The following is a 23,111-nucleotide window of genomic DNA, read 5'->3' as shown; positions in this document are numbered from 1 at the left end:
CCTGGTCGCCGGCCTGCTCGCGGCGATCGCGCCGGGCACGGCGACCGGCTCGCCGGCGCCCGCCAGCACCGCCGCCGGCACCGCCGCCGGGGCCGCACCGGCGCCACGGGGCGAGGCCGTGCTCGAGGTGCGCACGATCGGCCGCAGCGTCCGCGGCCGGCCGATCCGCGCCTGGCACCTCGGGGTACCCGACCGCGGCAAGCCCCGGGTGGTGCTGCTCTCGACCATGCACGGCGACGAACCGGCCACCCGACGGATCCTCGCCGCCCTGCGCGACGGCCGGCGCATCCACGGGATCGACCTGTGGGTGGTGCCGGTCGTCAACCCCGACGGGTTGGCCCGCGGCACCCGCAGGAACGCCCGCGGCGTCGACCTCAACCGCAACTTCCCGCACCGCTGGGCCGACCTCGACGGGCGCTACGAGTCCGGTCCGCGCCCCGGCTCGGAGCCCGAGACCCGGGCCGTGATGCGCTTCCTCCGCGACGTCCGACCCGACCGGCTGCTCAGCTTCCACCAGCCGCTGCACGGCGTCGACACCGACACCAAGAGCCCGACGTTCGCGCGTCGGGTGGCCCGGGTGCTGCGGCTGCCGCGCCGCTCGCTGACCTGCGGCGGGGTCTGCCACGGCACCATGACGAGCTGGTACAACGCCCGGTTCCGCGGCGCCGCCCTCACCGTGGAGTACGGCGCCCGCCCCTCGCGGCGGCTGATGACGCAGGTCGCGCCGGGCCGGGTGCTGCGGGTCTTCCGCGCCTGGCGGGCGGGCGACCGGGACTGACCGGCACCGGCCCAGCCTCCCTCAGCGCCCCTCGAAGGCCGGCTTCTCCTTGGCGACGAACGCTGCGACCGCGGCGCGGTGGTCGGCGGTGGCGCCGGTCTCGGTCATCCGCTCGCCCTCGAAGGCCAGCGACTCCTCGAAGGTGTGCGCCCCGGCGTACCAGACCGAGCGCCGCATCGCGCCCAGCGCGACCGTGGGGCCCTCGGCCAGGCGGGCGGCCAGCCGCCCGACGGTCGCCTCGAGCTGGTCGGCCGCGACCACCTGGGTGGCGAGCCCGAGCTCGAGTGCCTCCGTGGCGCTGATCGTGCGGGGGAAGTAGAGCAGCTCCAGCGCGCGGGCCGGCCCGACCAGCCGCTGCAGGGTCCAGCTGGCACCGGTGTCGCACGAGAGCGCGACGTTCGCGAACGCCAGGTTGAAGCCGGCCGTGTCGGCCACCACCCGCAGGTCGCAGGCGAAGGCCAGGCTCGCCCCGGCGCCCGCCGCGACACCGTTGACCGCCGCGATCACCGGCTTCGGCATCGAGGCCAGGGCGCTGACGATCGGGTTGTAGTGCTCCTCGACGGTGCGGAAGAGCTGGTCCGACGACGAGCTCTCCAGGATCCGGATGTGCTCCTTGAGGTCCTGGCCGGTGCAGAACGCGCGGCCGGAGCCGGTGAGCACCACGCAGCGGACCGCGGGGTCGTCGGCGACCTGCTGCACGGTGTCGCGCAGCAGCTCCTTGGTGGCCACGTCGAGGCTGTTCATCGCCTCGGGACGCGACAGCGTGATGGTGCCGACGCCGTCGACGAGGGTGTAGGTCACCGGGCCGGTCGAGGGGGTCTCGGTCATGGGGGGCAGTCTGCCCGACCCCGACGCCGGAGGGCCGCACCCGGCCCGTCGACCCCCGGTTCGGTGGCTGCGGTCGGCGCAGGTGGGTGCGATAGGGGATACTGGACCCAGATCGGCCCGCACTGCCCTGTCCTCGGGCGGGCCCTGGAACGGCGAGAAAGTCGAGGTGCCGCATGGCGGCGATGAAGCCCCGGACCGGTGACGGTCCCCTGGAGGTCACCAAGGAAGGCCGCGGCATCGTGATGCGCGTCCCTCTCGAAGGCGGTGGCCGCCTCGTGGTGGAGCTCAACGCCGAGGAAGCCGGCGCGCTCGGTGACGCCCTCAAGGACGTCGTCGGGTGATCGGCCGCCCGGTCAGCCGCTGACGTCCGTGGCGCGACAGGCCGCCCTCCCGTCCCGGGTCACCCCACCCCAGCTCGCGCTCAGCCCGCTGCTGCCGCACGCCGTCCCGGGGGTCGACGTGGTGGCGCTCCCGGTGCTGCCCGCCGACCCTGCCGACGGCGACGAGGCGCGCGTGCTCCTCGGCCCCGGCGCCGAGGAGGTGGGCGACCGACTCGGCCTCGACCTGCTGTCCGTGCTCGAGCTCGACGCCGCGACCGGTCGCACCGGCCAGGTGACCGCGGTGCCCGTCCCCCTGGGCGGGCCCGACAACGCCGACCTGCGCTGGGTGCTGCTCGTCGGCGTCGGCGCGCAGACCGCGACCGACTTCCGGCGTGCCGGTGCGGCGCTGGCCCGGGCCGCCCGCGACCGGCGGGCGGTGGCCACTGCGATCCCGTCGCTCGACCCCGCGACCGCGCTGCGACCCTTCGTGGCCGGGGCGATGCTTGGCGCGTTCTCGTTCCAGTGGCGCTCCGGGCCGCCCGAGGGCTGCCCGCCGGCCAGCCTGGTGCTCACCGGCCTCGACCCCGACGCCGACCGCGACGTCCTCGACTCCGCCGTCGCGATCGGCGGTGCGGCCTGGCTCTCGCGCACCCTCGCGACCGTCCCCTCCAACCTCAAGGACCCGCCCTGGCTCGCCGGGCAGGCCCGGCTGGTGGCCGAGCAGGCGGGGCTCGACTTCCGTGAGTGGGACCAGGCCGCGCTCGAGAAGGGCGGTTTCGGCGGGCTGCTCGCCGTCGGCCGAGCCTCGGCCAGCGAGCCCCGGCTGGTGCGGCTCGACTACACGCCCGAGAAGGCCACCCGCCGGACGCCGACCGTGGTGCTGGTGGGCAAGGGCATCACCTTCGACAGCGGCGGCCTCTCGATCAAGCCCGGCGAGGCGATGGCGACGATGAAGCGCGACATGACCGGGGGCGCGGTCGTGATCGCGACCCTGGGCGCGCTGCGCCGCGTCGGCTGCCCGGTGCGGGTCGTGGGGCTGGTGGCCGCGGCCGAGAACGCCGTCGACGGCGACGCGCTGCGGCCCGGCGACGTGATCCGCCACTACGGCGGCCGCACCAGCGAGGTCACCAACACCGACGCCGAGGGGCGGCTGGTGCTCGCCGACGCGCTCGCCTACGCCGTCGACCGGCTCAAGCCCGCCGCGATCGTCGACGTCGCCACGCTCACCGGCGCGATCAAGGTCGCGCTGGGCCAGCAGGTCGGCGGCCTGTTCGCCACCGACGACGTGCTGGCCGCCGCCCTCGACGGCGCCGGCCACGCCTCGGGCGAGGCGCTGTGGCGCTTCCCGCTCAGCGACAGCTACGCCGACAAGCTGTCCTCGAAGGTCGCCGACGCCGACAACGCGGCCGGCGGGCCGGGGGCGATCACCTCGGCGCTGTTCCTGCGCGCGTTCGTGGGCGACGTGCCCTGGGCCCACCTCGACGTCGCCTCGGTGGGCGACGCGCCGGCCGACAGCCACGAGTGGACCACCGGACCCACCGGCTTCGGTGCCCGGCTGCTGCTGGAGTGGCTCGGCGGACCCGAGCCGCTGGCGGGCGTCGGCGGCTGAGCCGGCCTCACTCCGGGTCGGGCGCCCACTCCTTCTTGGCGACCAGCAGGCCGTCGCCGACGGGCAGCAGCACCGGCACCAGGTCGTCGTGGGCCTGAACCTCGCGGCCCAGGTCGCGGATCGCGACGGTCTCGTGGTCGCGCTGCGCGGGGTCGGCCACCCGGTCGTGCCACAGGGCGTTGTCGAAGGCCACGACGCCGCCGGGGCGCAGCAGCCGGACGGCCTCGCGCAGGCAGGCGCTGTACTCGGCCTTGTCGCCGTCGACGAACACCAGGTCGTAGTGGGCGTCGGTGAGCCGGGGCAGCACGTCGAGGGCGGCCCCGGCGATGGTCCGGGCGCGCTGGTTGGGGATGCCGGCCTCGACGAAGGTCTCGCGAGCCAGGCGCTGGTGCTCGGTCTCGATGTCGACGGTGGTGAGCACGCCGTCCTCGCGCATGCCGCGCAGCAGCCAGAGACCCGAGACGCCGGTGCCGGTGCCGACCTCGACGACCGCCCGCGCGTCGAGCACCGAGGCGAGGAAGCGCAGCACGGCGCCGGTGCCGGAGCCGATGGCCACGACCCCCACCTCCTCGGCGCGGGCGCGGGCCGAGGTGAGCACCTCGTCCTCGACGACGAAGTCCTCGGCGTACCTCCAGCTGTCGGCGCTGACCGGGGTCGGGTTCGGCATGGGGTCAAGGTATCGCGGTGCGGTCGCGGCGCCGCGGACCTCGGCTGGCACGGCGGGAACACCACCGGGGCGCCGTTCGTTCACCGCTCACAGGGTTTCCTCAGGCACGAGACCTAGGTTCAGGGAGGTCAGCAGAGTGTTCGGGGCAGGGAGACGTGAGATGAGCCGACCGCAGGAGCAGCCGCCCACCGAGGGCGTGCCCACGTGGGACGAGGTCGTCGAGCGCCACTCCGACCGCGTGTACCGGCTGGCCTACCGACTCACCGGCAACCGCCACGACGCCGAGGACCTCACCCAGGAGGTCTTCGTCCGGGTCTTCCGCTCGCTGTCGACCTACACGCCCGGCACCTTCGAGGGCTGGCTGCACCGGATCACCACGAACCTCTTCCTCGACCAGGCCCGCCGCAAGCAGCGGATCCGCTTCGATGCGCTCTCCGACGAGCGGGCCGACCGGCTGACCGCCGCGACCCCGGCCCCCGACCTGGCCTTCGCCGACCAGCAGTTCGACGACGACGTCGAGCGCGCGCTCGCGACCCTGCCGCCGGACTTCCGCGCCGCGGTGGTGCTCTGCGACGTCGAGGGCCTCTCCTACGAGGAGATCGCGCAGATCCTCGGCGCCAAGATCGGCACCGTGCGCTCCCGGATCCACCGCGGCCGGGCGATGCTGCGCACCGCGCTCGCCCACCGGGCGCCCACCGCCGGCCGGGTGCGCTACTCCGGCCCGGCCACCGGGCCGATCGCCGTGCAGGGACGCGGATGATCGGGCACCTCGGCACCCGGGTGAGCGCCCTCCTCGACGGACAGATGGGCTGCGAGGAGGAGGAGCGCGCCTGGGCGCACGTCCACACCTGCCACCAGTGCCGCGACCTCGTCGAGCGCGAGGGCTGGGTCAAGACCCGGCTGACCGGGCTGTCCCTCGACTGCGGCGGCGCCCCCGCCCACCTCAAGGGCTCGCTGCTCGGGCTCCCACCCGGCGACGTGTACCTCGCGCTCCACCAGGAGCACCGGCCCCGGCGGGCGGCCATGGTCGCCCTCGGCGGTGGCGCGGTCGGTGCCGCGGTGATGGGCGTGCTGGCCCTCGGTGCCGCGCCCGCCGACGCACCCACCCTCGACCGCCGCGCGCCCACGGTCTCGGTGCCGACGCCGGCGCCGGCCGGGCTGGTCGGTCCGCAGCGCCGCCAGGAGCCCTGAGCCGGCACCGCCTCGGAGCCGGCCGGATGTGGCCGGGGTTGGGTGCCTCGGGGAGGATGGGCGCGTGAACGACGAGCAGCAGCCGGCGTCGCCCGGACCCGGACCGATCGCCGAGCCCGAGCCGACCCAGCCCGTGCTGGGTCCCCGCCCGAGCGCGCCGCCCACCCTGCCCCCGGCTCCCTCGTCGGCTCCCTCGTCGGCTCCCTCGTCGGCTACCTCGTCGTTGCCGCCCGCCTGGATCCCGCCCGGGCCGCCCGGCCAGACCGACCAGACCCGGCTGCTGCCCGCCGCGCCGCGCCCGCACGTCCGCCGCCGCCGTGGGTGGCGGGTCCCCGCGGTGGCCGCGCTGGCCCTGGTGCTCGGCCTCGGTGGCGGGTTCGCCGGCAGCGCGCTCTACGACCGGGTCGACGACGAGGGGCCGCGCGCCGGCACCGTCGCCGGCGGCCTCGGCGACGTCGACACCGCCGAGCTGCCGCCCCTCGACGCCGACACCGCCTCGGTGGCCGCGGTCGCCCAGGAGCTGCTCCCGAGCACCGTCCAGATCCGCGCCGAGCTCAACGGCGAGGCCGGGGGAGCGACCGGCTCGGGCTTCGTGCTCGACCGGCAGGGCCACGTCGTCACCAACAACCACGTGGTCGCCTCCGCGGCCGAGGACGACGGGGCGATCCAGGTCGTCGACGAGGAGGGCAACCGCTACGACGCCACGATCGTCGGCCGCAGCCCGGTCTACGACCTCGCGGTCCTCTACTCCGAGGACGCCAAGGAGCTCCAGCCCGCGGCGCTCGGCGCCTCGCGCCGGCTCCGCGTGGGCGAGTCGGTGGTGGCCATCGGGTCGCCGCTGGGCCTGAGCTCCACCGTGACCGCCGGCATCGTCAGCGCGCTGCAGCGCCCGGTCACCACCGGCGACGCGGAGAACGACGCGTCGTACATCAGTGCGGTGCAGACCGACGCCGCCATCAACCCCGGCAACTCCGGCGGCCCGCTCGTGAACCTCCTCGGCGAGGTCGTGGGGGTCAACTCGGCGATCGCCACCACCGGCGGCGGCCTGGGCGGCGGCGAGTCGGGCAACATCGGCGTCGGGTTCGCGATCCCGGTCGAGCAGGTGCGGATCACCGCCGACCAGATCCTGCGCACCGGCGAGGCGACCTACCCCGTCATCGGCGCGCAGGTCGTCACCGGCCAGCGCGACGGCGACGGCGCCCAGATCCAGGAGGTCGTCGAGGACTCCCCGGCCGAGGCCGCCGGCCTCGAGAAGGGCGACGTCGTGGTGCGGCTCGAGGACGAGCGGATCTCCGACGGCATCCAGCTGATCGTGGCGATCCGCACCCACCAGGGCGGCGAGACGCTCGAGTTCACCGTGCTGCGTGACGGCGAGGAGCGGGTGCTGGACATCGAGCTCGACTCCGAGGTGGGCTGAGCAGCCCAGCCCCTGCGCTCAGCCCTCCTGCTGGACCGGCTGTTCCGGCTCGACGAACGGGTGCGAGGCGACGAACTCGGCGGTCTCGGCGTAGGCCTGCTGGATGTAGTCCTCCAGCCGGCTGGCCTCCACCCGCCACTGGCCGCGCCCGCCGATCTTGATCGCCGGCAGCTCGCCCCGGCGCACCAGGGCGTAGACCTGGGCGCTGGAGGTGTTGAGCACCTCGGCCACGTCGGCGAGGGTGAGGAACCGCGGCTGGTCGGCCATGGGTCCATCGTCGCACCCCGGGCCGACCTCCGGCCGACCCCGGGCCGGGACCCTGTGGACGAGCGCGTGACGCTGCGCCCGCGGACCTGCATCATGTCGGGGTGGTCACTTCTCTCGGGACCTCCCTGCCGCCGTCCCCACCCACCAACGGGCCGGCGTCCGCACCGCCCGCGCTGCGCACGGCGAGACCAGGGTGGCGCGACCCGAGGCTCTGGCTGGGCGTCGCTATCGTCGCCGCCTCGGTGGTCGGCGGGGCCCGGCTGCTGGCCGCTGCCGACGACACCGTGCAGGTCTGGTCGCTGGCCGGCGACGTCGCCGCCGGGCACGAGCTGACCGAGTCCGACCTGGTCGCCGAGCGGGTCCATTTCGCCGACGCCGGGGCCGTCGACTCCTACTTCACCGTCGACGACGAGCTGCCCGCCGACCTCGAGGTCGACCGGCCCCTCGACGCCGGCGAGCTGCTGCCCCGCGGTGCGGTGGGCTCGGCGGGCGGCAGCGGTCTGGTCCACGTGCCGCTGTCGGTCGAGCCCGAGCTGGTGCCCGGCTCGGTGCGTCCCGGCGCCGTCGTCGACGTCTACGTCGTGGCGGCGCCGAGCGCGCAGCGCCGACCCGGGGGCGACGCCGGCCCCGCGCTGGCCGGGGTGGCGGTGCTCGAGGCGCCGCCGGCCGACGCGGGGTTCGGCGCCGGCGGTCGCCGCCAGCTCGTGGTCGCGGTGCCCGAGGACGACGCGGCCGCGTTCTTCACGCTGCTCGGTGACGTCGACACGCCGAGCCTGACCGTCGTCCGCCGCGACTGACATGGCCGACAAGGTCGTCGTCCTGGTGCTCGCCGCGGGCGCCCGTTGGGAGAGCGCCGCGCTGGCCCGGCTCGGCGCCCACCCGCGGCTGGTGGTCCTCAAGCGCTGCGTCGACGTCGCCGACCTGCTCGCCACGGCCGCCTCCGGGCAGGCCGGGGCCGCCGCGGTCGACCTCGCCGCCACCGGTCTCGACGCCGCCGCCACCGACCTGCTGCGGCACCACGGTGTCCGGGCCGTGGGCGTGGTCGCCGACGACGCCGAGGAGGCGGGCCGGCTCCGGGCCGCCCGCATCGGCGTGGCGGCGGTCGTCACCGAGGGCGGCCTCGACGCGCTGCCCGACGCCCTGCTCGCCGCCGACCAGCCGGCTCCAGGCCCGACCGCGGCCACGGTCCCGGCCGAACCCACCCGCGACCCCGACGCGGACGGGCCGGGGCGGGTCGTCACCGTCTGGGGACCGGCCGGCGCTCCGGGGCGCACCACCGTCGCCCTCGGGCTGGCCGCCGAGCTGGCCCGGCGCCGCCGGCGCACCCTGCTGCTCGACGCCGACCCGTGGGGCGGCACCGTCGGACAGGCGCTCGGCATCCTCGACGAGGTGTCCGGGCTGCTCTCCGCGGCCCGGCTGGCCGGCTCCGGCCTGCTGGCCGAGCGGTTCGCGAGCGTGGAGCGATCGCTGGGCGGCCACCTCGGCGTGGTGACCGGGCTGCCGCGCGCCGACCGGTGGGCGGAGCTGCGTCCGGGGGCGGCCGAGGCGATCCTCGGCACCGCCCGCCGCCGTGGCACGGTGGTGGTCGACACCGGCTTCTCCCTGGAGGACGACCCGGGTGCCGACCTGGCCGGCCGCCCCGGCCGCAACCAGCTCACCCTGGCCGCGATCGACGCCGCCGACGACCTGGTCGTCGTCGGCACGCCCGACCCGGTGGGCCTGGCCCGGCTGGCCCGCGGGCTGGCCGACCTGGCCGATCTCACCGGGGGCCGTCCGGTGCACGTGGTCGTGAACCGGATGCGGCCGGGTGTCGCCTGGGGCGAGCGCGAGGTCGCGGCGCTGGTGGCGCGCTACGCCCGGCCACAGGAGGTGTGGTTCCTGCCCGACGACGTCGCCTCCTGCGACCGGGCTCTGGTCACCGGCCGCACGCTGGTCGAGGCCGCGCCCGAGCGACCTCTGGCGACCGCCCTGGGGGCGCTGGCCGCCGGGCTGGTGCCGCCGGCTCCCGACGAGCCGGTCGCCCGGGTCAGGCGGCGAACAGCAGGTAGAGCCCGCCGATCGTGAAGCCGACCATCGCGACCAGCAGCGAGAGCTGGCCGGTGAGCTGGTGGCGCCGCGGCAGCAGCCGGATCGCCCGGTCGTGCGCCGCGACCACCGCGACCACGTGCCCCAGCACGACCGCGCCGACCTTGATGTTGGCCAGCAGCGTGGGGTGGTAGCTGAACCAGTAGTTCACCGACCAGTCGCCGGTGCCGAACCAGTCGTCGCCGCGGCTGAACGGGTCGCTGACCTGGATCAGCGTCGCCTGCCCGACCTCGATCAGGTAGGTGAGGTAGTGGGCCACGATGTAGCCGACGATGATCGGCACGATCGAGTGGGCGAACTGGGCGGGCAGGTGCAGCCGGCGGCGCACCCAGCGCAACGGCCCGGAGCGGCCGGCGCCGTCCCCGTCGTCCTCGACCCCGGTGAGCATGGTGCCGATGGCCAGCACCAGCCCGACGCCGACGCAGAACACCAGCAGGGCCACGTTGTTGGCGAGGTTGGGGCCGTTGTCGTGGGAGGTCACCCAGCCGTTGGTCTGCACGAACCGCACCCAGGGCGGCGACTCCTTGAAGGAGTCGAAGCCGGTGGAGCCGAACAGCACCGCGACCACGGCGACCAGGCCGGGGGCCGGCTGGAGGGAGTCGAGGTTGGCCAGCGGGCTGCGCACGAGCAGCACGCCGTCGCGGCGGCCCCACAGCGACAGCCGGGCGACCAGGCTGGAGTAGACCTCGAACGGGTCGGCCCTCTCGTAGAAGGTGTTGCCGAACACCGCGCCGCCGATGAGCATGATCGCGACGTACGCCGCGAGCCACAGCCGCACCGGCCCGAGCTCGGTGGAGTAGGGGTAGACCAGCTCCATCCACACGAAGGCGAACAGCCCCACGGCCGCCGGCCAGTAGCCGAGCCGCGCGGGGTAGTCGAACATCCCGCGCTCGGGGTCGGTGCCGGCGACCCGGGCGAAGAGCTCGTTGATGCTGCGCACCGGGCTGATCGAGCGCCACACCGGGCCGAAGAGCAACGACAGCGGGACCAGCCCGACCCACCACCACACGTAGAACATCCCGAAGACGGGGTTGGTGAGCAGGTCCTCGCCGAGGACCGCGACCATCGCGACGTAGGCGAAGCCGAGCAGGCCGATCGCCCGTAGCGCCAGGCGGAACGCCGGGGCGTCGACCAGCCGGGCGAGGAACGCCGGCGCGGGCCGGCCACTCGTGGCTGCGTCGTAGCGCGGGGTCCGCCAGGCGACCGCCAGGACCGTGAACGAGACCGTCAGCGCCGCGACCGCGCCCGCGATAGCGAGCTCGGTCGGGATCGGGAGGTCCTTGGCACCACCGAGTCCGTGAGCCGAGACCCACTGGCCGAGCACGGGTCAGGACACTTCGAGCTGGACGACGACCTGGTCCAGGTCGTGCGACTCGACCTCCACGACGCCGGGCTGGTCGATGGTCAGCGGCAGCGTGGAGGTGCCGGCGCCGTAGGCCAGCTCCTGCTCGGGTGTGGAGTGGACGTGCAGCTCGCCGGCGACGTCGGCGGTCACGACCAGCTCGATGGGCTGGCCGACCGCCACCTCGACCCGCTCGCCGCTCGGGGTCACCGTGCCCTGGTCGAAGGTGATCTCGATGGTCTTGGTCTCCGCCGTGCCGCCGTCACCGCCGGCCGGCGGGGCGGGCTCGTCGTCGCCGCAGGCGGTGGCCGCGGCCAGGGTCAGCACCGCGACCGTCAGGGTCACCAGCACTCGGCGCATCAGGCTGCTCCTCGTCAGTCGTGCAACGATGTCGGCACGTTGATACGTGCTCTCAGGCGCGGTGGAACGTGGGTCCCGGAAGGCGTCCACGCCTCTGCCAGAATCGCACGGACGACAAAGCGGGGTGGCAGTGGGCCGTCCCCGGGGACGAAGGGCTATGCCGATGAGCGAGCGGCTGCGGCCGCGGGACCTGGCCTTCCTGGCCGAGGAGACCCCATCGACGCCCCGGCACAACGCGACGGTCGAGATCTTCGAGCCGGGCGAGTCCGGCTTCGCCTTCGACCGGCTGCTGGCGCTGGTCGAGGACCGGCTGTCCTTCGTCCCGCGCTACCGCCAGCGGGTGCAGTGGGTGCCCGGCGGACTGGCCAACCCGGTCTGGGTCGACGACCCCCACTTCGACCTCGCCTACCACGTGCGTCGCTCCGCGCTGCCGCGCCCGGGCACGCTCGACCAGCTGCGCGAGCTCGTCTCCCGGATCGTGAACCGCCCGCTCGACCGGCACCGCCCGCTGTGGGAGATGTACGTCGTCGAGGGGCTCGCCGAGGGCCGGGTGGCGCTGCTGCACAAGACCCACCAGGCGCTGGTCGACGGCGTCGAGACCGTCGACCTCGGCCAGGTGCTCCTGGACTCCTCGCCCGAGCCGCGACTCGACCCCGACGACGACACCTGGCGGCCGCGCGGGCGGCCCTCGGCGCTCGGGCTGGTCGGCGGGGCGGTGCGCGACAACCTGACCGACCCCGAGACGGCGTTCGGCACCCTCACCAGCGCCACCAGCAGCCTGCTGCGCACCGCCGAGGGGATGGCCCGCGGCAGCCGCCGGGTCGTCAGCGGCCTGGCCGGGCGCCGCCCCGAGCGCGGCACCCCGATCTCGGGCGAGCTCTCCCAGCACCGCCGGGTGGTCGCGGTGCGCACGCCGTTCGAGTCCTACAAGACGATCCAGCAGGCCCACGGCGGCAGCATCAACGACGCCATCCTCGCCACGGTCGCCGGCGGGCTGCGCGCCTGGCTGATGACCCGCTCGGAGTCGCTGGCCGGGCTGCGCACCGTGCGTGCCGTGGTGCCGGTCTCGGTGATCGACCCCGAGCTCGAGGCGACCTCGCTCGGCACCCAGATCGCCCCTCACTTCGTGGACCTGCCGATCGGCGAGGCCAGCCCGGTCGTGCGCCTGCACCAGGTGTCGTACTCGTTCCTCGCCCACAAGGAGGGCGGCCGCGGCGTCGCCGCCAGCCGGCTCGCCTCACTCGCCGGCTTCGCGCCGGCGACCTTCCACGCGATCGGGTCGCGGGTGGCGGCGGCCGAGCTGCGCCGCGGCTTCTCCATCCCGATCACCAACGTGCCCGGGCCGCAGACCCCTCTCTTCGCCGCGGGCGCGCGGATGGTCGGCACCTACCCCGTCCCGCCGCTGCTCCCCGGGCAGGCCCTGGCGATCGGGGTGACGTCGTACGACGGCTGGGTGATGTACGGCATCACCGCCGACCGCGACCTGGTGCCCGACGCCGACGTGCTGGGCCAGTGCATCGACGAGGCGCTGGTGGAGCTGCTCGACACGGCCACGGGCGCCCGCCCCAAGGTGCCGCGCGGGCGGAAGAAGCCGGCCGGCCCCGCCCGGAAGCCCAGCCGCTCGTGACCGCGCGGATCTACCTGCCGACCACGGTCGCCGGGCTCGCCGAGCTGCTCGAGGCGCGCGGCCTGCCCGCGAGCGCCGAGCGCTTCGTCGCCCCCGACGACAGCGAGGACGGCGAGTACGCCGCGCTGATGGCCGCCGCCGCCGCCTCCGCCACGCTGCTCGACGGCGGCGCGGGCCGCCGGGCGGTGGTGGTCGCCGAGGTCGACGACGAGGACGCCGCCGTCGACCTGGCCGACGTGGTCGCCGTGCACGCGGACCCCGAGGACCGGCCCGCCGGCGCGGACCCCGACGACGACCTCGCGTGGTACGCCACCCAGGAGGTCCCCCACCTCCTGTGACCCGGGCCCGCGACTACCGTGGACGTCGTGGAGCCCTCGTCCCTGCTCCTGGTCCACGCGGTCGCGTGGCACCTGGGTCCGATGCACGCCTACGAGCGCGCGCTCACGCTGCTGCTGGCGTTCGGTCCGTTCGTGGTGCTGGGGCTGGTGGTCGCCTGGCGCCGCCGGCAGGACCGCGCCGAGGAGCGGCGCGACCGGGTGGTGGCCGAGGAGCGCGAGCCGCGCGGCTGACGCGGGGCGGCCGACCTCAGCGCAGCAGCCAGGAGACGCCGACCTTGTTCTCGGCGCGCAGGGCCTTGACCAGCATCTCGGCGATCAGCCCCTCGATCTTCCCGCCCACCAGCGGGATCCCGACCTTGACCGTCAGGGTCACGGTCTCGGTGGTGGTGCCGCCGTTCTCGACCAGCCGGGCGCCGCCCTTCATGTCGCCGGGCTTGCCGGGGATCTCCACGAAGATGTCGGCGTCGGCGTCGGAGTGCCAGATCTCCTTCTGCACGATGTTGATCTCGTCGCCGACGAACCTGGCCGCGAACGACGGGATCCCGGCCGCCGGCTGCACCTGGTCGATGGTGACGTGGCGGCCGTCGGCCTCGTCGGTGATCGTGACCGTGCGCCGCAGCACGCCCTGGAAGTCGCAGACCTCCTCGCGGAACGCCGGGTCGGCGAGCATCGCCGCGACCCGCTCCAGCGGCGCGTCGTAGACGAGGTCGTGGGTGATCGTCTTCGCCATCGGTCTCTCCCTCTCAGGTGGGCGATGCCGACCCCGGGCCGGCTGCAGGGTGATCGTGCCAGAGGAGGTGCCTGCCCCGACGGGAGCCTCGCGGTCGACGGCCCGCCGGCTCACCGGCCGGGCTAGGTTGGCGGGCATGGGTGACCCCGGGGCGAGCGAGGAGGGCTTCGTCGGCTTCGGCGAGCAGGGGGCGCAGCTGACCTACGGCAGCTACCTGCGGCTGCCGCAGCTGCTCGACAGCCAGCACCTCGAGTCCGACCCGCCTGCCCACGACGAGCTGCTGTTCATCACCATCCACCAGGTCTACGAGCTCTGGTTCAAGCAGCTGCTCCACGAGCTGACCGCCGTCCGCGAGGCGATGACGGACGGGCGGCTGTGGTGGGCCCAGCACCTCCTCCAGCGGGTGCACGTGGTCGAGCGGCTGCTGGTGCAGCAGGTCGACGTGCTGGAGACGATGACGCCGCAGGACTTCCTGCAGTTCCGCCAGCGACTCGCGCCGGCCAGCGGCTTCCAGTCGGTGCAGTTCCGCGAGCTGGAGTTCCTCTCCGGCGCCAAGGACCCCGGCTACGTCGAGCGCTTCCGCGGCCTGACCGACGACGAGCGGGAGCGGCTCGCGCGCCGGCTGGCCGAGCCGAGCCTGTGGGACGCGTTCGTCGGCGTGGTCCGTGCGCGGGGCCTGCCGGCCGACACCGACGAGGAGCTGCTCGGGTCGCTGCGACGCGCCGCCCACGACCGGTCGCGGCACGCCGAGCTCTGGGCGCTGTCGGAGGCGCTGCTCCAGCACGACGAGCTGGCCGCCGGCTGGCGGGCGCGGCACGTGGTGATGGTCGAGCGGATGATCGGCAGCAAGTCCGGAACCGGCGGCTCCAGCGGCGCCGGCTACCTCCGCTCCCGGCTGCCGCTGCAGTACTACCCGCTGCTCTGGCGGTTGCGCAGCGGACTCTGACCGGGGCGCGGTTTCCCCGGTGCACCGGGGAAACCCCCACTTGTCGGCCAGAACTCCGGCCGAGAAGTCGAGGTTCTGGCCGAGAGGTCCGGGCCGCCCCGGCCACCGCGGCGAGACGACGACGGGGTCGCCGAGGAGCCCCCGGAGCACGGCCCGGTGAACACTGGCCGGTAACCCCTCCCGCGGCTTGGAGCCGCCCAGCCCGGGGCCTAGGGTCGGGAGCGTGTCAACGACGACGCACGTTCCGGACAAGGCCGACCTCCTGGCCAGGGCAACCGAGCTGGCGAGAGCCGGGAAGGGCACCGGCGGACCGCCCCACGACCAGGTGGCCGACCTACTGACGGGCTACTACCGCTACGTCGACCCCGAGGACCTCGCGGAGCGCTCCCACGCCGACGTCTACGGTGCCCTCGCCTCCCACCACCGGCTGGCCTCCGTCCGGCCGCAGGGGACCGCCCAGGTGCGGGTGCTCACGCCAACCCCCGCCGAGCACGGCTGGTCCGCGAGCGGGCACTCCGTGGTGGAGGTCGTCGTCGACGACATGCCGTTCCTCGTCGACTCGCTGACCATGGAGCTCTCGCGGCAGCTGCGCGAGGTCCACCTCGTCGTCCACCCGCTCTTCGACGCGGTGCGCGACATCACCGGCGAGCTGCAGTCGTTGGCGCCGGTCAACGACGCGACGCGGACGCCGGCCGACGGAGCCGTGCGCGAGTCGTGGATGCACGTCGAGATCAGCCGGGTGCGTGAGGGCGACGACCCGGCGGCGATCGTCGCCGACATCCAGCGGGTGCTCCAGGACGTCCGCGAGGCGGTCGAGGACTGGTCGAAGATGCAGGCCCAGATCGAGGCGGTGGTCGCCGGGCTGCGCGCCGACCCGCCGCCGCTGGCCGAGGAGGAGGTGCGCCAGTCCTCCGAGCTGCTCCAGTGGCTGGCCGACGGCCACTTCACCTTCCTGGGTTACCGCGAGTACCGGCTCGAGCGAGCCCTGATCGATGGCGTGGAGGACGACGTGCTGCGGGCCGTGCCCGGCACCGGCCTCGGCATCCTCCGCTTCGACCAGGAGCGCTCGGAGTCGTTCGGGCGGCTGCCCGAGCCGGTGAAGGCCAAGGCCCGCGAGAAGACCCTGCTGGTGCTGGCGAAGGCCAACTCCCGCGCCACGGTGCACCGCCCGGCGTACCTCGACTACGTCGGCGTTAAGACCTTCGACGCCAGCGGCGAGGTGTCCGGCGAGCGCCGGTTCCTCGGTCTCTTCTCCAGCGCGGCCTACACCGAGTCGCTGGCCCGGATCCCGTTGCTGCGCGAGAAGATGCAGGCGGTGCTGACCAGCAGCGGCTTCGACCCGCAGAGCCACGCGGGCAAGGCGCTGGTCGACACGCTCGAGACCTACCCGCGCGACGAGCTGTTCCACACGCCCGTCGACGACCTGGCCCGGATCGCGGTCGGGGCGATGCAGGCCAGCGAGCGACGCTCGGTGCGGATGTTCCTGCGCCGCGACACCTACGGCCGCTACGTCTCCGTGCTCGTCTACCTCCCGCGCGACCGCTACAACACCGCGGTGCGCGAGCGGTTCGCCCGCATCCTGCAGGACCGGCTCGGCGGCGAGTCGGTCGAGTTCACGGTGCGGATCAGCGAGTCCACCACCGCGCGCGTCCACTTCGTCGTCCACCTCGCCAAGGACAGCCAGGTCGACACCGGGGTGCTGCGCACCGTCGACACCGCCGACCTCGAGCGCCGGCTCGCCGAGGCGTCGCGGTCGTGGAGCGACGACTTCACCGACGCGGTCATCGCCGAGTACGGCGAGGAGGTCGGCTCGACGTTGGGTCGTCGCTACGTCGACTCGTTCCCCGAGGCCTACAAGGAGGACTTCTCGCCCCGGACCGCGGCCTCCGACCTCGGCCGGCTGGAGGCGGTCCCGGGTGACGAGGGCATCGACCTCTCGCTGTACGAGCGGCTCGACGCCGGTCGCGGTGAGGCCAGGCTCAAGGTGTTCCGCATCGGCGACCCGCTCTCGCTGTCACAGGTGCTGCCGATGCTCTCCTCGATGGGCGTGGAGGTGGTCGACGAGCGCCCCTACGAGCTCGAGGGGCTCGAGCGGCGCTCGCACGTCTACGAGTTCGGCCTGCGCTCCGGCCGGTCGATGCCCGAGGGGGTCCGCGACCTCTTCCAGGACGCGCTGCGCGCCGCGTGGGACGGGCTGAGCGAGACCGACGGCTTCAACGCGCTGGTGCTCGGCGTCGGCCTGACCTGGCGGCAGGTCTCGGTGCTGCGGGCCTACGCGAAGTACATGCGCCAGGGCAACAGCCCGTTCGCCCAGGACTCCATCGAGGAGGCCCTGCGCAGCAACGCCGACATCACCCGGCTGCTGGTCGAGCTGTTCGAGGCCAGGTTCGACCCCGACCGGCACAGCGAGGAGCGCGAGCGCGCGATCGAGGAGAAGGTGGAGCGCGCCCTCGACGACGTCGCCAGCCTCGACCACGACCGGATCCTGCGCTCCTACCTCACCCACGTCCGCGCCACCCTGCGCACCAACTACTTCCAGCCCGGCCGCGACGGCGCCGTGCGGCCGTACCTGTCGTTCAAGCTCGACCCCTCGGCGATCCCCGACCTGCCCCAGCCGCGGCCGAGGTACGAGATCTTCGTCTGCTCGCCGCGGGTCGAGGGCTCGCACCTGCGGTTCGGCGCGGTGGCGCGCGGCGGCCTGCGCTGGTCGGACCGGCGCGACGACTTCCGCACCGAGGTGCTGGGCCTGGTCAAGGCGCAGATGGTCAAGAACACCGTGATCGTGCCGGTCGGGGCCAAGGGGGCCTTCTACTGCAAGCAGCTGCCCGACCCGGGGGATCGCGAGGCCTGGCTGGCCGAGGGGGTGGCGTCGTACCGGACCTTCATCTCCGGGCTGCTCGACCTCACCGACAACCTCGTCGACGGCGAGACCGTGCCGCCGACGCGGGTGGTGCGTCACGACGGTGACGACTCCTACCTCGTGGTGGCCGCCGACAAGGGGACGGCGACGTTCTCCGACATCGCCAACGGCGTGGCCCACGACTACGGCTTCTGGCTCGGCGACGCGTTCGCGAGCGGCGGCTCGGTGGGCTACGACCACAAGGCGATGGGGATCACCGCCCGCGGGGCGTGGGTCTCGGTGGAGCGCCACTTCCGCGAGCGCGGGATCGACTGCCAGGCCGAGGACTTCACCGCGGTCGGCATCGGAGACATGTCCGGCGACGTGTTCGGCAACGGGATGCTGCGCTCCGAGCACACCCGGCTGGTGGCGGCCTTCGACCACCGCGACATCTTCCTCGACCCCGCGCCCGACCCGGCGGCCTCCTACGCCGAGCGGCGCCGGCTGTTCGAGCTGCCGCAATCGAGCTGGCGCGACTACGACACCTCGCTGATCTCCGAGGGCGGCGGTGTGTTCAGCCGGTCGCTGAAGAAGATCACGCTCACCCACCAGGTGCGCGAGGTCCTCGGCATCGACCCCGCGACCACGACCATGACGCCGGCGGAGCTGATGCGCGCGATCCTCCAGGCGCCGGTCGACCTGCTGTGGAACGGCGGCATCGGCACCTACGTCAAGAGCGAGGAGGAGAGCCACGGGGCGGCGGGCGACAAGGCCAACGACGCCATCCGGGTCGACGGCCACCAGGTGCGGGCCCACTGCGTGGGCGAGGGCGGCAACCTCGGGCTCACCCAGGCGGGGCGGATCGAGTACGCGCTGCGCGGCGGCCCGGAGGGCGGCGGCGGGGCGATCAACACCGACTTCATCGACAACTCCGCCGGGGTCGACACCTCCGACCACGAGGTCAACATCAAGATCCTGCTCGACAAGGTGGTCCGCGCCGGTGACCTCACCGAGAAGCAGCGCAACGCCCTGCTGGCCGAGATGACCGACGAGGTGGCCCAGCTGGTGCTGCGCGACAACTACGAGCAGAACCTCGCCCTGGCCAACGCCGCCGCCCACGCCCCGTCGCTGCTCCACGTGCACGAGGAGTTCATGCGGCGGCTCGAGCGCGGTGGCGTGCTCAACCGCGAGGTCGAGGGGCTGCCGTCGTCGCGGACCGTGCGGCAGCGGCTCGACCGGGGCGAGGGGCTCACGGCCCCCGAGCTGTCGGTGCTCCTGGCCTGGACCAAGATCGTCCTCGCCGAGGAGCTGCTGGCCGGCGACCTTCCCGACGACCCCTACCTCGCCGACGACCTGGTGGGCTACTTCCCGACGCCGATGCGCGAGCGGTTCCGCGACCAGATCGAGGAGCACCCGCTGCGACGCCAGATCATCGTGACCCAGGTGGTCAACGACCTGGTGAACGGCGCCGGCATGACGTTCTGGCCGCGGCTGGCCGACGAGACCGGCGCCTCGGCGGCCGAGCTCACCCGCGCCAACTTCGTGGCCCGCGAGATCTTCGGCTCCCTCGAGCTGCGCGAGGAGCTGGCCCGGCTCGACAACGTGCTCGACGCCTCGGTGCAGACCGGCATGCGCATCGAGATGCGCACCCTGGTCGAGCGGGCCTCGCGCTGGCTGGTCACGACCCGGCGTCCACCGCTCGACAGCCGGGCGACGGTGGAGGCGTTCTCGGAGCCGGTGCGCAGCACCATGCTGCGGCTGCCCGAGCTGATGAGCGGCCGCGAGCTCGCGGCGTTCGAGCAGCGCCGCGACCGGCTCGTCGAGCGGGGGGTCGCGGAGGACCTCGCCACCCGGGTGGCGGTGCTGCCGCCGTCGTACATGCTGCTGGGGATCGTCGACGTGGCGCACGCCGACGGGCTCGAGCCCGCGGCCGTGGCCCGGGTGCACTTCGCGCTCGGCGAGCGGCTCGGGCTGCCCATGCTGCTGCAGAAGATCGTCCAGCTCCCACGCGAGGACAAGTGGCAGACGATGGCGCGCGCCGCCCTGCGCGACGACCTGCACGCCGTGCACGCCCAGCTGACCGCGCAGGTGCTGCGCGGCACCAGCCCGGAGGAGTCGGCGGCGGCCCGGATCGCGGCCTGGGAGGACTCCGACCTGGTCGTGGTGGGGCGGGCGGCCGAGACGCTCCAGCAGATCTGTGCCGACGACCAGACCGACCTGGCCCGGCTCTCGGTCGGGCTGCGGGTGGTGCGCGGGCTGCTGTGAGCAGGGAGGCGGACGAGGGCCGGGGGAGCCATCCTGGCCCCGACGCCCTACCCTGACGACCCATGTCAGACCTGCGCACCGTCGGCGTCGCCGAGACCGCCCGCCTCGTCGCCGGGGGCAAGCTGACCGCCCGGGCCGCCACCGAGGCGGCGTTGGCCCGGATCGCCGAGCAGGACCCGGCACTCAACGCGGTCTCGCGGCTGCTCGCCCAGGAGGCCCGGGCCGAGGCCGAGGCCCGCGACGCCGAGCAGGCCGCGGGCGCCCGGCTCGGGCCGCTGCACGGCGTGCCGGTCGTGGTGAAGGAGGAGCTGGCGGTCGCCGGCACCGTGACGACGTTCGGCGGCGAGGCCAACAGCACGCCGGCGGCGCGCGACTCCGAGGTGGTGCGCCGGCTGCGCGCCGCGGGGGCGGTGGTGGTCGCGAAGACGACGATGCCGGAGTTCGGGGCGTTCCCCTACACCGAGTCGACCAGCCGGGGGCTGACCCGCAACCCGTGGGACCCCACCCGCAGCCCGGGCGGCTCCAGCGGCGGCACGGCGGCGGCGGTCGCCTCGGGCATGGTGCCGGTGGGCCTCGGCGGCGACGGCGGGGGCTCGATCCGGATCCCGAGCGCCTGCTGCGGGTTGTTCGGCCTCAAGCCACAGCGCGGGCGGGTCACCACCGCACCGGAGCCGCACCTGTGGTGGGCGCTCGGCACGGTCGGGCCGCTGAGCCGCAGCGTCCTCGACGCGGCGATCGTCTACGACGCCGTGCGCGGCAACCTGCCGGGCGACCTCTACACCGCCGGAGAGAGGGGCTCGTTCGTCACGGCAGCCGGCCGCGTGCCGGGCCGGCTGCGGGTGGGCTGGTCGGTGCGGCCGGTCAGTCCCGGCGTCCGGCCCGACCCCCTGCACGTGCGGGCGGTCGAGGAGACCGCGCGCCTGCTCACCGACCTCGGTCACGACGTCCGCGAGGTCGACCCCCGCTACCCCGACCCCACCGCGGCGTTCGTGCCCCAGTTCTTCGCCGGCATCCGGGCCGAGGCCGACGCGGTCGAGCACCCCGAGCGCCTCGAGCGGCGCACCCGGGAGACCTACCGGCTGGGCTCCTGGGTGGGGCCCCGGGTCGTCGAGTGGGCGCTGCGGCACACCGAGCAGGTCTCGGCCCGCGCCAACCGGGTCTTCCAGGACGTCGACGTGCTGCTCACGCCGGCGATCGCGCACCGGCCGCCGCGCACCGGCATCCTCGACGGGCGCGGCACCGTGCGCTCGGCGCTCGCCTCGATGCCGGCGATCGCCTACGCCGCGCTGTGGAACGTCGCCGGCAACCCGGCCGCGTCGGTGCCCGCCGGCCTCGGCCCCGACGGCCTGCCGCTGGCGGTGCAGCTGGTCGGGCGCACCGACGAGGAGACCACGCTGCTCTCGCTCTCGGCCCAGATCGAGGCCGCCCGCCCGTGGCCCCAGGTGGCCGCGGCCTCCCGCTGAGGTTCGGTAGGTTGCCGCGCATGGCCGCCATCTCGGTGCACGACGTGGTGAAGACCTACGGGTCCCTGCGTGCCGTCGACGGAGTCAGCCTCGAGGTGGGGGAGGGCGAGTTCGTCGGCATCCTCGGGCCCAACGGGGCCGGCAAGACCACGACCCTCGAGATCATCGAGGGCCTGCGCCGCCCCGACTCCGGCAGCGTCGAGCTGCTCGGTGAGAAGGTCTGGCCGCGCAACGCCGGGCTGCTGCCGCGGATCGGCGTCCAGCTGCAGGCGTCGTCGTTCTTCGAGCGGCTGACCGCCCGCGAGCAGATCCACACCTTCGCCTCGCTGTACTCGGTGCCGACCGCCGCGGCCGACGACTGGCTCGAGCGGGTCGGGCTGGTCGACAAGGTCGACACCCGGGTCGAGGACCTGTCGGGCGGGCAGGCGCAGCGGCTCTCGATCGCCTGTGCGCTGGTGCACGACCCCGACGTGGTCTTCCTGGACGAGCCGACCGCCGCGCTCGATCCGCAGGCCCGGCGCAACCTCTGGGACCTGCTCGCCGGGCTCAACGACTCCGGGCGCACCGTGGTGCTCACCACCCACTACATGGACGAGGCGGAGGTGCTCTGCGACCGGGTCGCGATCATGGACGCCGGCCGGATCCTGCAGTTCGACACCCCCGCGGCGCTGGTGCGCGGGCTCGACAGCCCGACCCGGATCACCGTCGCGCCGGGTCAGCTCGACGTCGCCGACGCGCGCGGGCTGGCCGGGGTGTCCGACGCCGACGAGGCGCCCGACGGGGTGGTGCTCACGACCCGCGAACCCGCCCGGGTCGTCGCCACGCTCGCCGAGCGCGACCTGCTCGACGGCGTGCGGGTGCAGACCGGCACCCTCGAGGATGTGTTCCTCTCGCTGACCGGGCGGGAGTACCGCGCATGAGCGCCGGCCGCACCAGCCCGTTCGTCGCGCTGAGCCGGGCGATCGTCCTGGGCTTCCTTCGCGACAAGGCCTCGGTCTTCTTCGCGATCATCTTCCCGCTGATGTTCCTCGTGCTGTTCGGCGGCATCTTCGGCAGCCAGGGCCAGTCGAAGGTCGACCTGATCCAGGTCGGCGACGTCGCGCTGGTCGACGAGCTGTCGCCAGCGGCGCGCGCGGCGTTCGACGACACCTTCGAGGTGTCCCGCCTCGACGACCTCGACGAGGCCGTCGAGGAGGTCCGCAAGGGCGACGCCGACGTGGCGATCGAGATGCGCGGTGACGTGCTCGTCGCCCACTACACGCAGACCGACCCGACCAAGGCCGCGATCACCCAGGGCGCGCTGCGCGCGTTCGTCGACGGCACCAACGTCGCGCAGTCGGGCCAGCCGCCGCGGTTCTCGCTCAGCACCGAGCAGGTCGAGGACGACTCCCTGGAGACCATCCAGTACGTCACCCCGGGGCTGCTCGGCTGGGCGGTGGCGATGAGCGCGGCGTTCGGCGCGGCCGCGACGCTGCAGGGCTGGCGGCAGTCGAAGCTGATGCGCCGCCTCCAGCTGGCCCCGGTCTCGACCCGCACCGTGGTCGGCGCGCGGGTGGCCGTGACGGTGGGGATCGCGCTGGTGCAGATGGCGATCTTCGTGGGCCTGGGCGCCGCGGCGTTCGGTCTCACGCTGACCGGCTCGTGGTGGATGGCGATCCCGCTTGTCGTCATCGGCACGCTCTGCTTCATGTCGATCGGGCTGCTCGCCGGAGCGATCACGACCACCACCGAGGGGGCGGTCAACGCGGCCAACTTCATGGTGCTGCCGATGGCGTTCCTCAGCGGCTCGTTCTTCCCCCTCGAGGGCTCGCCCCGCTGGCTCCAGGTCGTCTCGCAGGCCCTGCCCCTGCGTCACCTCAACGACGGCATGCTCGACGTGATGGTCCGCGGCCAGGGCCCCGCAGCCGCGCTGCTGCCGATGGGGATCCTGGCGGCGTTCGCGGTCGTCGTCACGCTCGTCGCCGCTCGGCTCTTCCGGTGGGAGACGAGCTAGGGCGAATCGACCGGAATCGCTCGATCGCGTGGTTGTGGGGGATTGG

22 protein-coding genes are annotated in these 23,111 nt (G+C 74.3%); 16 read left to right on the top strand and 6 right to left on the bottom strand.

Going from position 1 to position 23,111, the window contains the following annotated elements; genetic code table 11:
• A partial coding sequence (locus JT721_RS17275; protein WP_205474506.1) for a M14 family zinc carboxypeptidase occupies positions 1 to 778 on the top strand: 778 nt, incomplete at its 5' end.
• Between the two features lie 21 nt (positions 779 to 799).
• Here the strand turns inward: JT721_RS17275 and JT721_RS17270 are convergent.
• Positions 800 to 1,606: an enoyl-CoA hydratase/isomerase family protein gene (locus JT721_RS17270; RefSeq protein ID WP_205474505.1), complete on the bottom strand. Its 807-nt coding sequence runs from the start codon at positions 1,604 to 1,606 to the stop codon at positions 800 to 802.
• Positions 1,607 to 1,779: 173 nt separating this feature from the next.
• Between JT721_RS17270 and JT721_RS17265 the strand changes: the two genes are divergently transcribed.
• The gene (locus JT721_RS17265) at positions 1,780 to 1,947 is read left to right on the top strand and encodes a DUF3117 domain-containing protein (RefSeq protein ID WP_082574674.1); all 168 of its coding nucleotides are present in this window, start codon (positions 1,780 to 1,782) and stop codon (positions 1,945 to 1,947) included.
• Between the two features lie 28 nt (positions 1,948 to 1,975).
• Positions 1,976 to 3,535 carry a leucyl aminopeptidase family protein gene (locus JT721_RS17260; RefSeq protein ID WP_307828110.1) on the top strand — a complete coding sequence of 520 codons (1,560 nt, stop codon included), beginning with the start codon at positions 1,976 to 1,978 and terminating at the stop codon, positions 3,533 to 3,535.
• Positions 3,536 to 3,542: 7 nt separating this feature from the next.
• Here JT721_RS17260 and JT721_RS17255 read toward each other — a convergent pair whose 3' ends face one another.
• Positions 3,543 to 4,202: an O-methyltransferase gene (locus tag JT721_RS17255; RefSeq protein WP_205474504.1), complete on the bottom strand. Its 660-nt coding sequence runs from the start codon at positions 4,200 to 4,202 to the stop codon at positions 3,543 to 3,545.
• Positions 4,203 to 4,362: 160 nt separating this feature from the next.
• On the opposite strand from JT721_RS17255, the gene sigE reads away from it, so the two are divergent.
• The 3 genes from sigE (at position 4,363) to JT721_RS17240 (ending at position 6,810) form a co-directional block, all read left to right on the top strand.
• Entirely contained in the window at positions 4,363 to 4,962 is a 600-nt protein-coding gene (gene sigE / locus JT721_RS17250) for an RNA polymerase sigma factor SigE (RefSeq protein WP_205474503.1), read from the top strand.
• The gene (locus JT721_RS17245) at positions 4,959 to 5,393 is read left to right on the top strand and encodes a hypothetical protein (RefSeq protein WP_205474502.1); all 435 of its coding nucleotides are present in this window, start codon (positions 4,959 to 4,961) and stop codon (positions 5,391 to 5,393) included. Before sigE ends, JT721_RS17245 begins: the two co-directional genes overlap by 4 nt.
• 64 nt (positions 5,394 to 5,457) lie before the next feature.
• Complete coding sequence (locus tag JT721_RS17240) at positions 5,458 to 6,810, top strand: S1C family serine protease (protein WP_205474501.1); 1,353 nt, start codon at positions 5,458 to 5,460, stop codon at positions 6,808 to 6,810.
• 18 nt (positions 6,811 to 6,828) lie between these two features.
• Here the strand turns inward: JT721_RS17240 and JT721_RS17235 are convergent, their stop codons facing one another.
• The gene (locus JT721_RS17235) at positions 6,829 to 7,077 is read right to left on the bottom strand and encodes a helix-turn-helix domain-containing protein (RefSeq protein ID WP_205474500.1); all 249 of its coding nucleotides are present in this window, start codon (positions 7,075 to 7,077) and stop codon (positions 6,829 to 6,831) included.
• Positions 7,078 to 7,178: 101 nt separating this feature from the next.
• Between JT721_RS17235 and JT721_RS17230 the strand changes: the two genes are divergently transcribed.
• Together JT721_RS17230 and JT721_RS17225 are read left to right on the top strand one after the other, a co-directional pair.
• The gene (locus JT721_RS17230) at positions 7,179 to 7,874 is read left to right on the top strand and encodes a hypothetical protein (protein WP_205474499.1); all 696 of its coding nucleotides are present in this window, start codon (positions 7,179 to 7,181) and stop codon (positions 7,872 to 7,874) included.
• A gap of 1 nt (position 7,875) precedes the next feature.
• Positions 7,876 to 9,141: a hypothetical protein gene (locus tag JT721_RS17225; RefSeq protein ID WP_205474498.1), complete on the top strand. Its 1,266-nt coding sequence runs from the start codon at positions 7,876 to 7,878 to the stop codon at positions 9,139 to 9,141.
• On the opposite strand, the gene JT721_RS17220 is transcribed toward JT721_RS17225, so the two are convergent.
• Positions 9,104 to 10,486, bottom strand: a complete 1,383-nt coding sequence (locus JT721_RS17220) for a hypothetical protein (protein ID WP_205474497.1) — start codon at positions 10,484 to 10,486, stop codon at positions 9,104 to 9,106. The two genes, JT721_RS17225 and JT721_RS17220, sit on opposite strands and share 38 nt — an antisense overlap.
• Before the next feature lie 3 nt (positions 10,487 to 10,489).
• Positions 10,490 to 10,864 (bottom strand): hypothetical protein, encoded by a 375-nt coding sequence (locus JT721_RS17215; RefSeq protein WP_205474496.1) that lies wholly within the window; start codon positions 10,862 to 10,864, stop codon positions 10,490 to 10,492.
• Between the two features lie 163 nt (positions 10,865 to 11,027).
• Here JT721_RS17215 and JT721_RS17210 point away from each other — a divergent pair, with 163 nt between their 5' ends.
• The 3 genes from JT721_RS17210 to JT721_RS17200 are packed head-to-tail and all read left to right on the top strand — an operon-like array spanning position 11,028 to position 13,060.
• Positions 11,028 to 12,491: a wax ester/triacylglycerol synthase family O-acyltransferase gene (locus tag JT721_RS17210; protein ID WP_205474495.1), complete on the top strand. Its 1,464-nt coding sequence runs from the start codon at positions 11,028 to 11,030 to the stop codon at positions 12,489 to 12,491.
• Positions 12,488 to 12,829, top strand: coding sequence for a hypothetical protein (locus tag JT721_RS17205; protein ID WP_205474494.1), 342 nt, complete (start codon positions 12,488 to 12,490; stop codon positions 12,827 to 12,829). Before JT721_RS17210 ends, JT721_RS17205 begins: the two co-directional genes overlap by 4 nt.
• A gap of 27 nt (positions 12,830 to 12,856) precedes the next feature.
• The gene (locus JT721_RS17200) at positions 12,857 to 13,060 is read left to right on the top strand and encodes a hypothetical protein (RefSeq protein WP_205474493.1); all 204 of its coding nucleotides are present in this window, start codon (positions 12,857 to 12,859) and stop codon (positions 13,058 to 13,060) included.
• Between the two features lie 16 nt (positions 13,061 to 13,076).
• On the opposite strand, the gene JT721_RS17195 is transcribed toward JT721_RS17200, so the two are convergent.
• Positions 13,077 to 13,559, bottom strand: a complete 483-nt coding sequence (locus tag JT721_RS17195) for a DUF2505 domain-containing protein (protein WP_205474492.1) — start codon at positions 13,557 to 13,559, stop codon at positions 13,077 to 13,079.
• A gap of 136 nt (positions 13,560 to 13,695) precedes the next feature.
• Between JT721_RS17195 and JT721_RS17190 the strand changes: the two genes are divergently transcribed.
• From JT721_RS17190 to JT721_RS17170, 5 genes are all read left to right on the top strand, one after another.
• Positions 13,696 to 14,505, top strand: a complete 810-nt coding sequence (locus tag JT721_RS17190) for a tryptophan 2,3-dioxygenase family protein (protein WP_205474491.1) — start codon at positions 13,696 to 13,698, stop codon at positions 14,503 to 14,505.
• 223 nt (positions 14,506 to 14,728) lie between these two features.
• Positions 14,729 to 19,609: an NAD-glutamate dehydrogenase gene (locus JT721_RS17185; RefSeq protein ID WP_307828109.1), complete on the top strand. Its 4,881-nt coding sequence runs from the start codon at positions 14,729 to 14,731 to the stop codon at positions 19,607 to 19,609.
• A gap of 62 nt (positions 19,610 to 19,671) precedes the next feature.
• Positions 19,672 to 21,072 (top strand): amidase, encoded by a 1,401-nt coding sequence (locus JT721_RS17180; protein WP_205474490.1) that lies wholly within the window; start codon positions 19,672 to 19,674, stop codon positions 21,070 to 21,072.
• Between the two features lie 20 nt (positions 21,073 to 21,092).
• Complete coding sequence (locus tag JT721_RS17175; protein ID WP_205474489.1) at positions 21,093 to 21,992, top strand: ABC transporter ATP-binding protein; 900 nt, start codon at positions 21,093 to 21,095, stop codon at positions 21,990 to 21,992.
• Positions 21,989 to 23,065: an ABC transporter permease gene (locus JT721_RS17170; protein ID WP_205474488.1), complete on the top strand. Its 1,077-nt coding sequence runs from the start codon at positions 21,989 to 21,991 to the stop codon at positions 23,063 to 23,065. Before JT721_RS17175 ends, JT721_RS17170 begins: the two co-directional genes overlap by 4 nt.
• Positions 23,066 to 23,111 lie beyond the last annotated feature (46 nt).

Origin of the sequence: Nocardioides sp. SYSU D00038 (assembly GCF_016924665.1) — a bacterium.
GTDB lineage: Bacteria > Actinomycetota > Actinomycetes > Propionibacteriales > Nocardioidaceae > Nocardioides.
The sequence above is the reverse complement of the archived record's forward strand: the minus strand, read 5'-3'. Positions and strand labels throughout refer to the sequence as shown.

Excerpts from the sequence above, each read along its gene's own strand:
- JT721_RS17270 (WP_205474505.1), bottom strand. The coding sequence starts at position 1,606 with ATGACCGAGACCCCCTCGACCGGCCCGGTGACCTACACCCTCGTCGAC.
- JT721_RS17265 (WP_082574674.1), top strand. The coding sequence starts at position 1,780 with ATGGCGGCGATGAAGCCCCGGACCGGTGACGGTCCCCTGGAGGTCACC.
- JT721_RS17255 (WP_205474504.1), bottom strand. The coding sequence starts at position 4,202 with ATGCCGAACCCGACCCCGGTCAGCGCCGACAGCTGGAGGTACGCCGAG.
- sigE (WP_205474503.1), top strand. The coding sequence starts at position 4,363 with ATGAGCCGACCGCAGGAGCAGCCGCCCACCGAGGGCGTGCCCACGTGG.
- JT721_RS17245 (WP_205474502.1), top strand. The coding sequence starts at position 4,959 with ATGATCGGGCACCTCGGCACCCGGGTGAGCGCCCTCCTCGACGGACAG.
- JT721_RS17235 (WP_205474500.1), bottom strand. The coding sequence starts at position 7,077 with ATGGCCGACCAGCCGCGGTTCCTCACCCTCGCCGACGTGGCCGAGGTG.
- JT721_RS17225 (WP_205474498.1), top strand. The coding sequence starts at position 7,876 with ATGGCCGACAAGGTCGTCGTCCTGGTGCTCGCCGCGGGCGCCCGTTGG.
- JT721_RS17215 (WP_205474496.1), bottom strand. The coding sequence starts at position 10,864 with ATGCGCCGAGTGCTGGTGACCCTGACGGTCGCGGTGCTGACCCTGGCC.
- JT721_RS17210 (WP_205474495.1), top strand. The coding sequence starts at position 11,028 with ATGAGCGAGCGGCTGCGGCCGCGGGACCTGGCCTTCCTGGCCGAGGAG.
- JT721_RS17195 (WP_205474492.1), bottom strand. The coding sequence starts at position 13,559 with ATGGCGAAGACGATCACCCACGACCTCGTCTACGACGCGCCGCTGGAG.
- JT721_RS17190 (WP_205474491.1), top strand. The coding sequence starts at position 13,696 with ATGGGTGACCCCGGGGCGAGCGAGGAGGGCTTCGTCGGCTTCGGCGAG.
- JT721_RS17180 (WP_205474490.1), top strand. The coding sequence starts at position 19,672 with ATGTCAGACCTGCGCACCGTCGGCGTCGCCGAGACCGCCCGCCTCGTC.
- JT721_RS17175 (WP_205474489.1), top strand. The coding sequence starts at position 21,093 with ATGGCCGCCATCTCGGTGCACGACGTGGTGAAGACCTACGGGTCCCTG.
- JT721_RS17170 (WP_205474488.1), top strand. The coding sequence starts at position 21,989 with ATGAGCGCCGGCCGCACCAGCCCGTTCGTCGCGCTGAGCCGGGCGATC.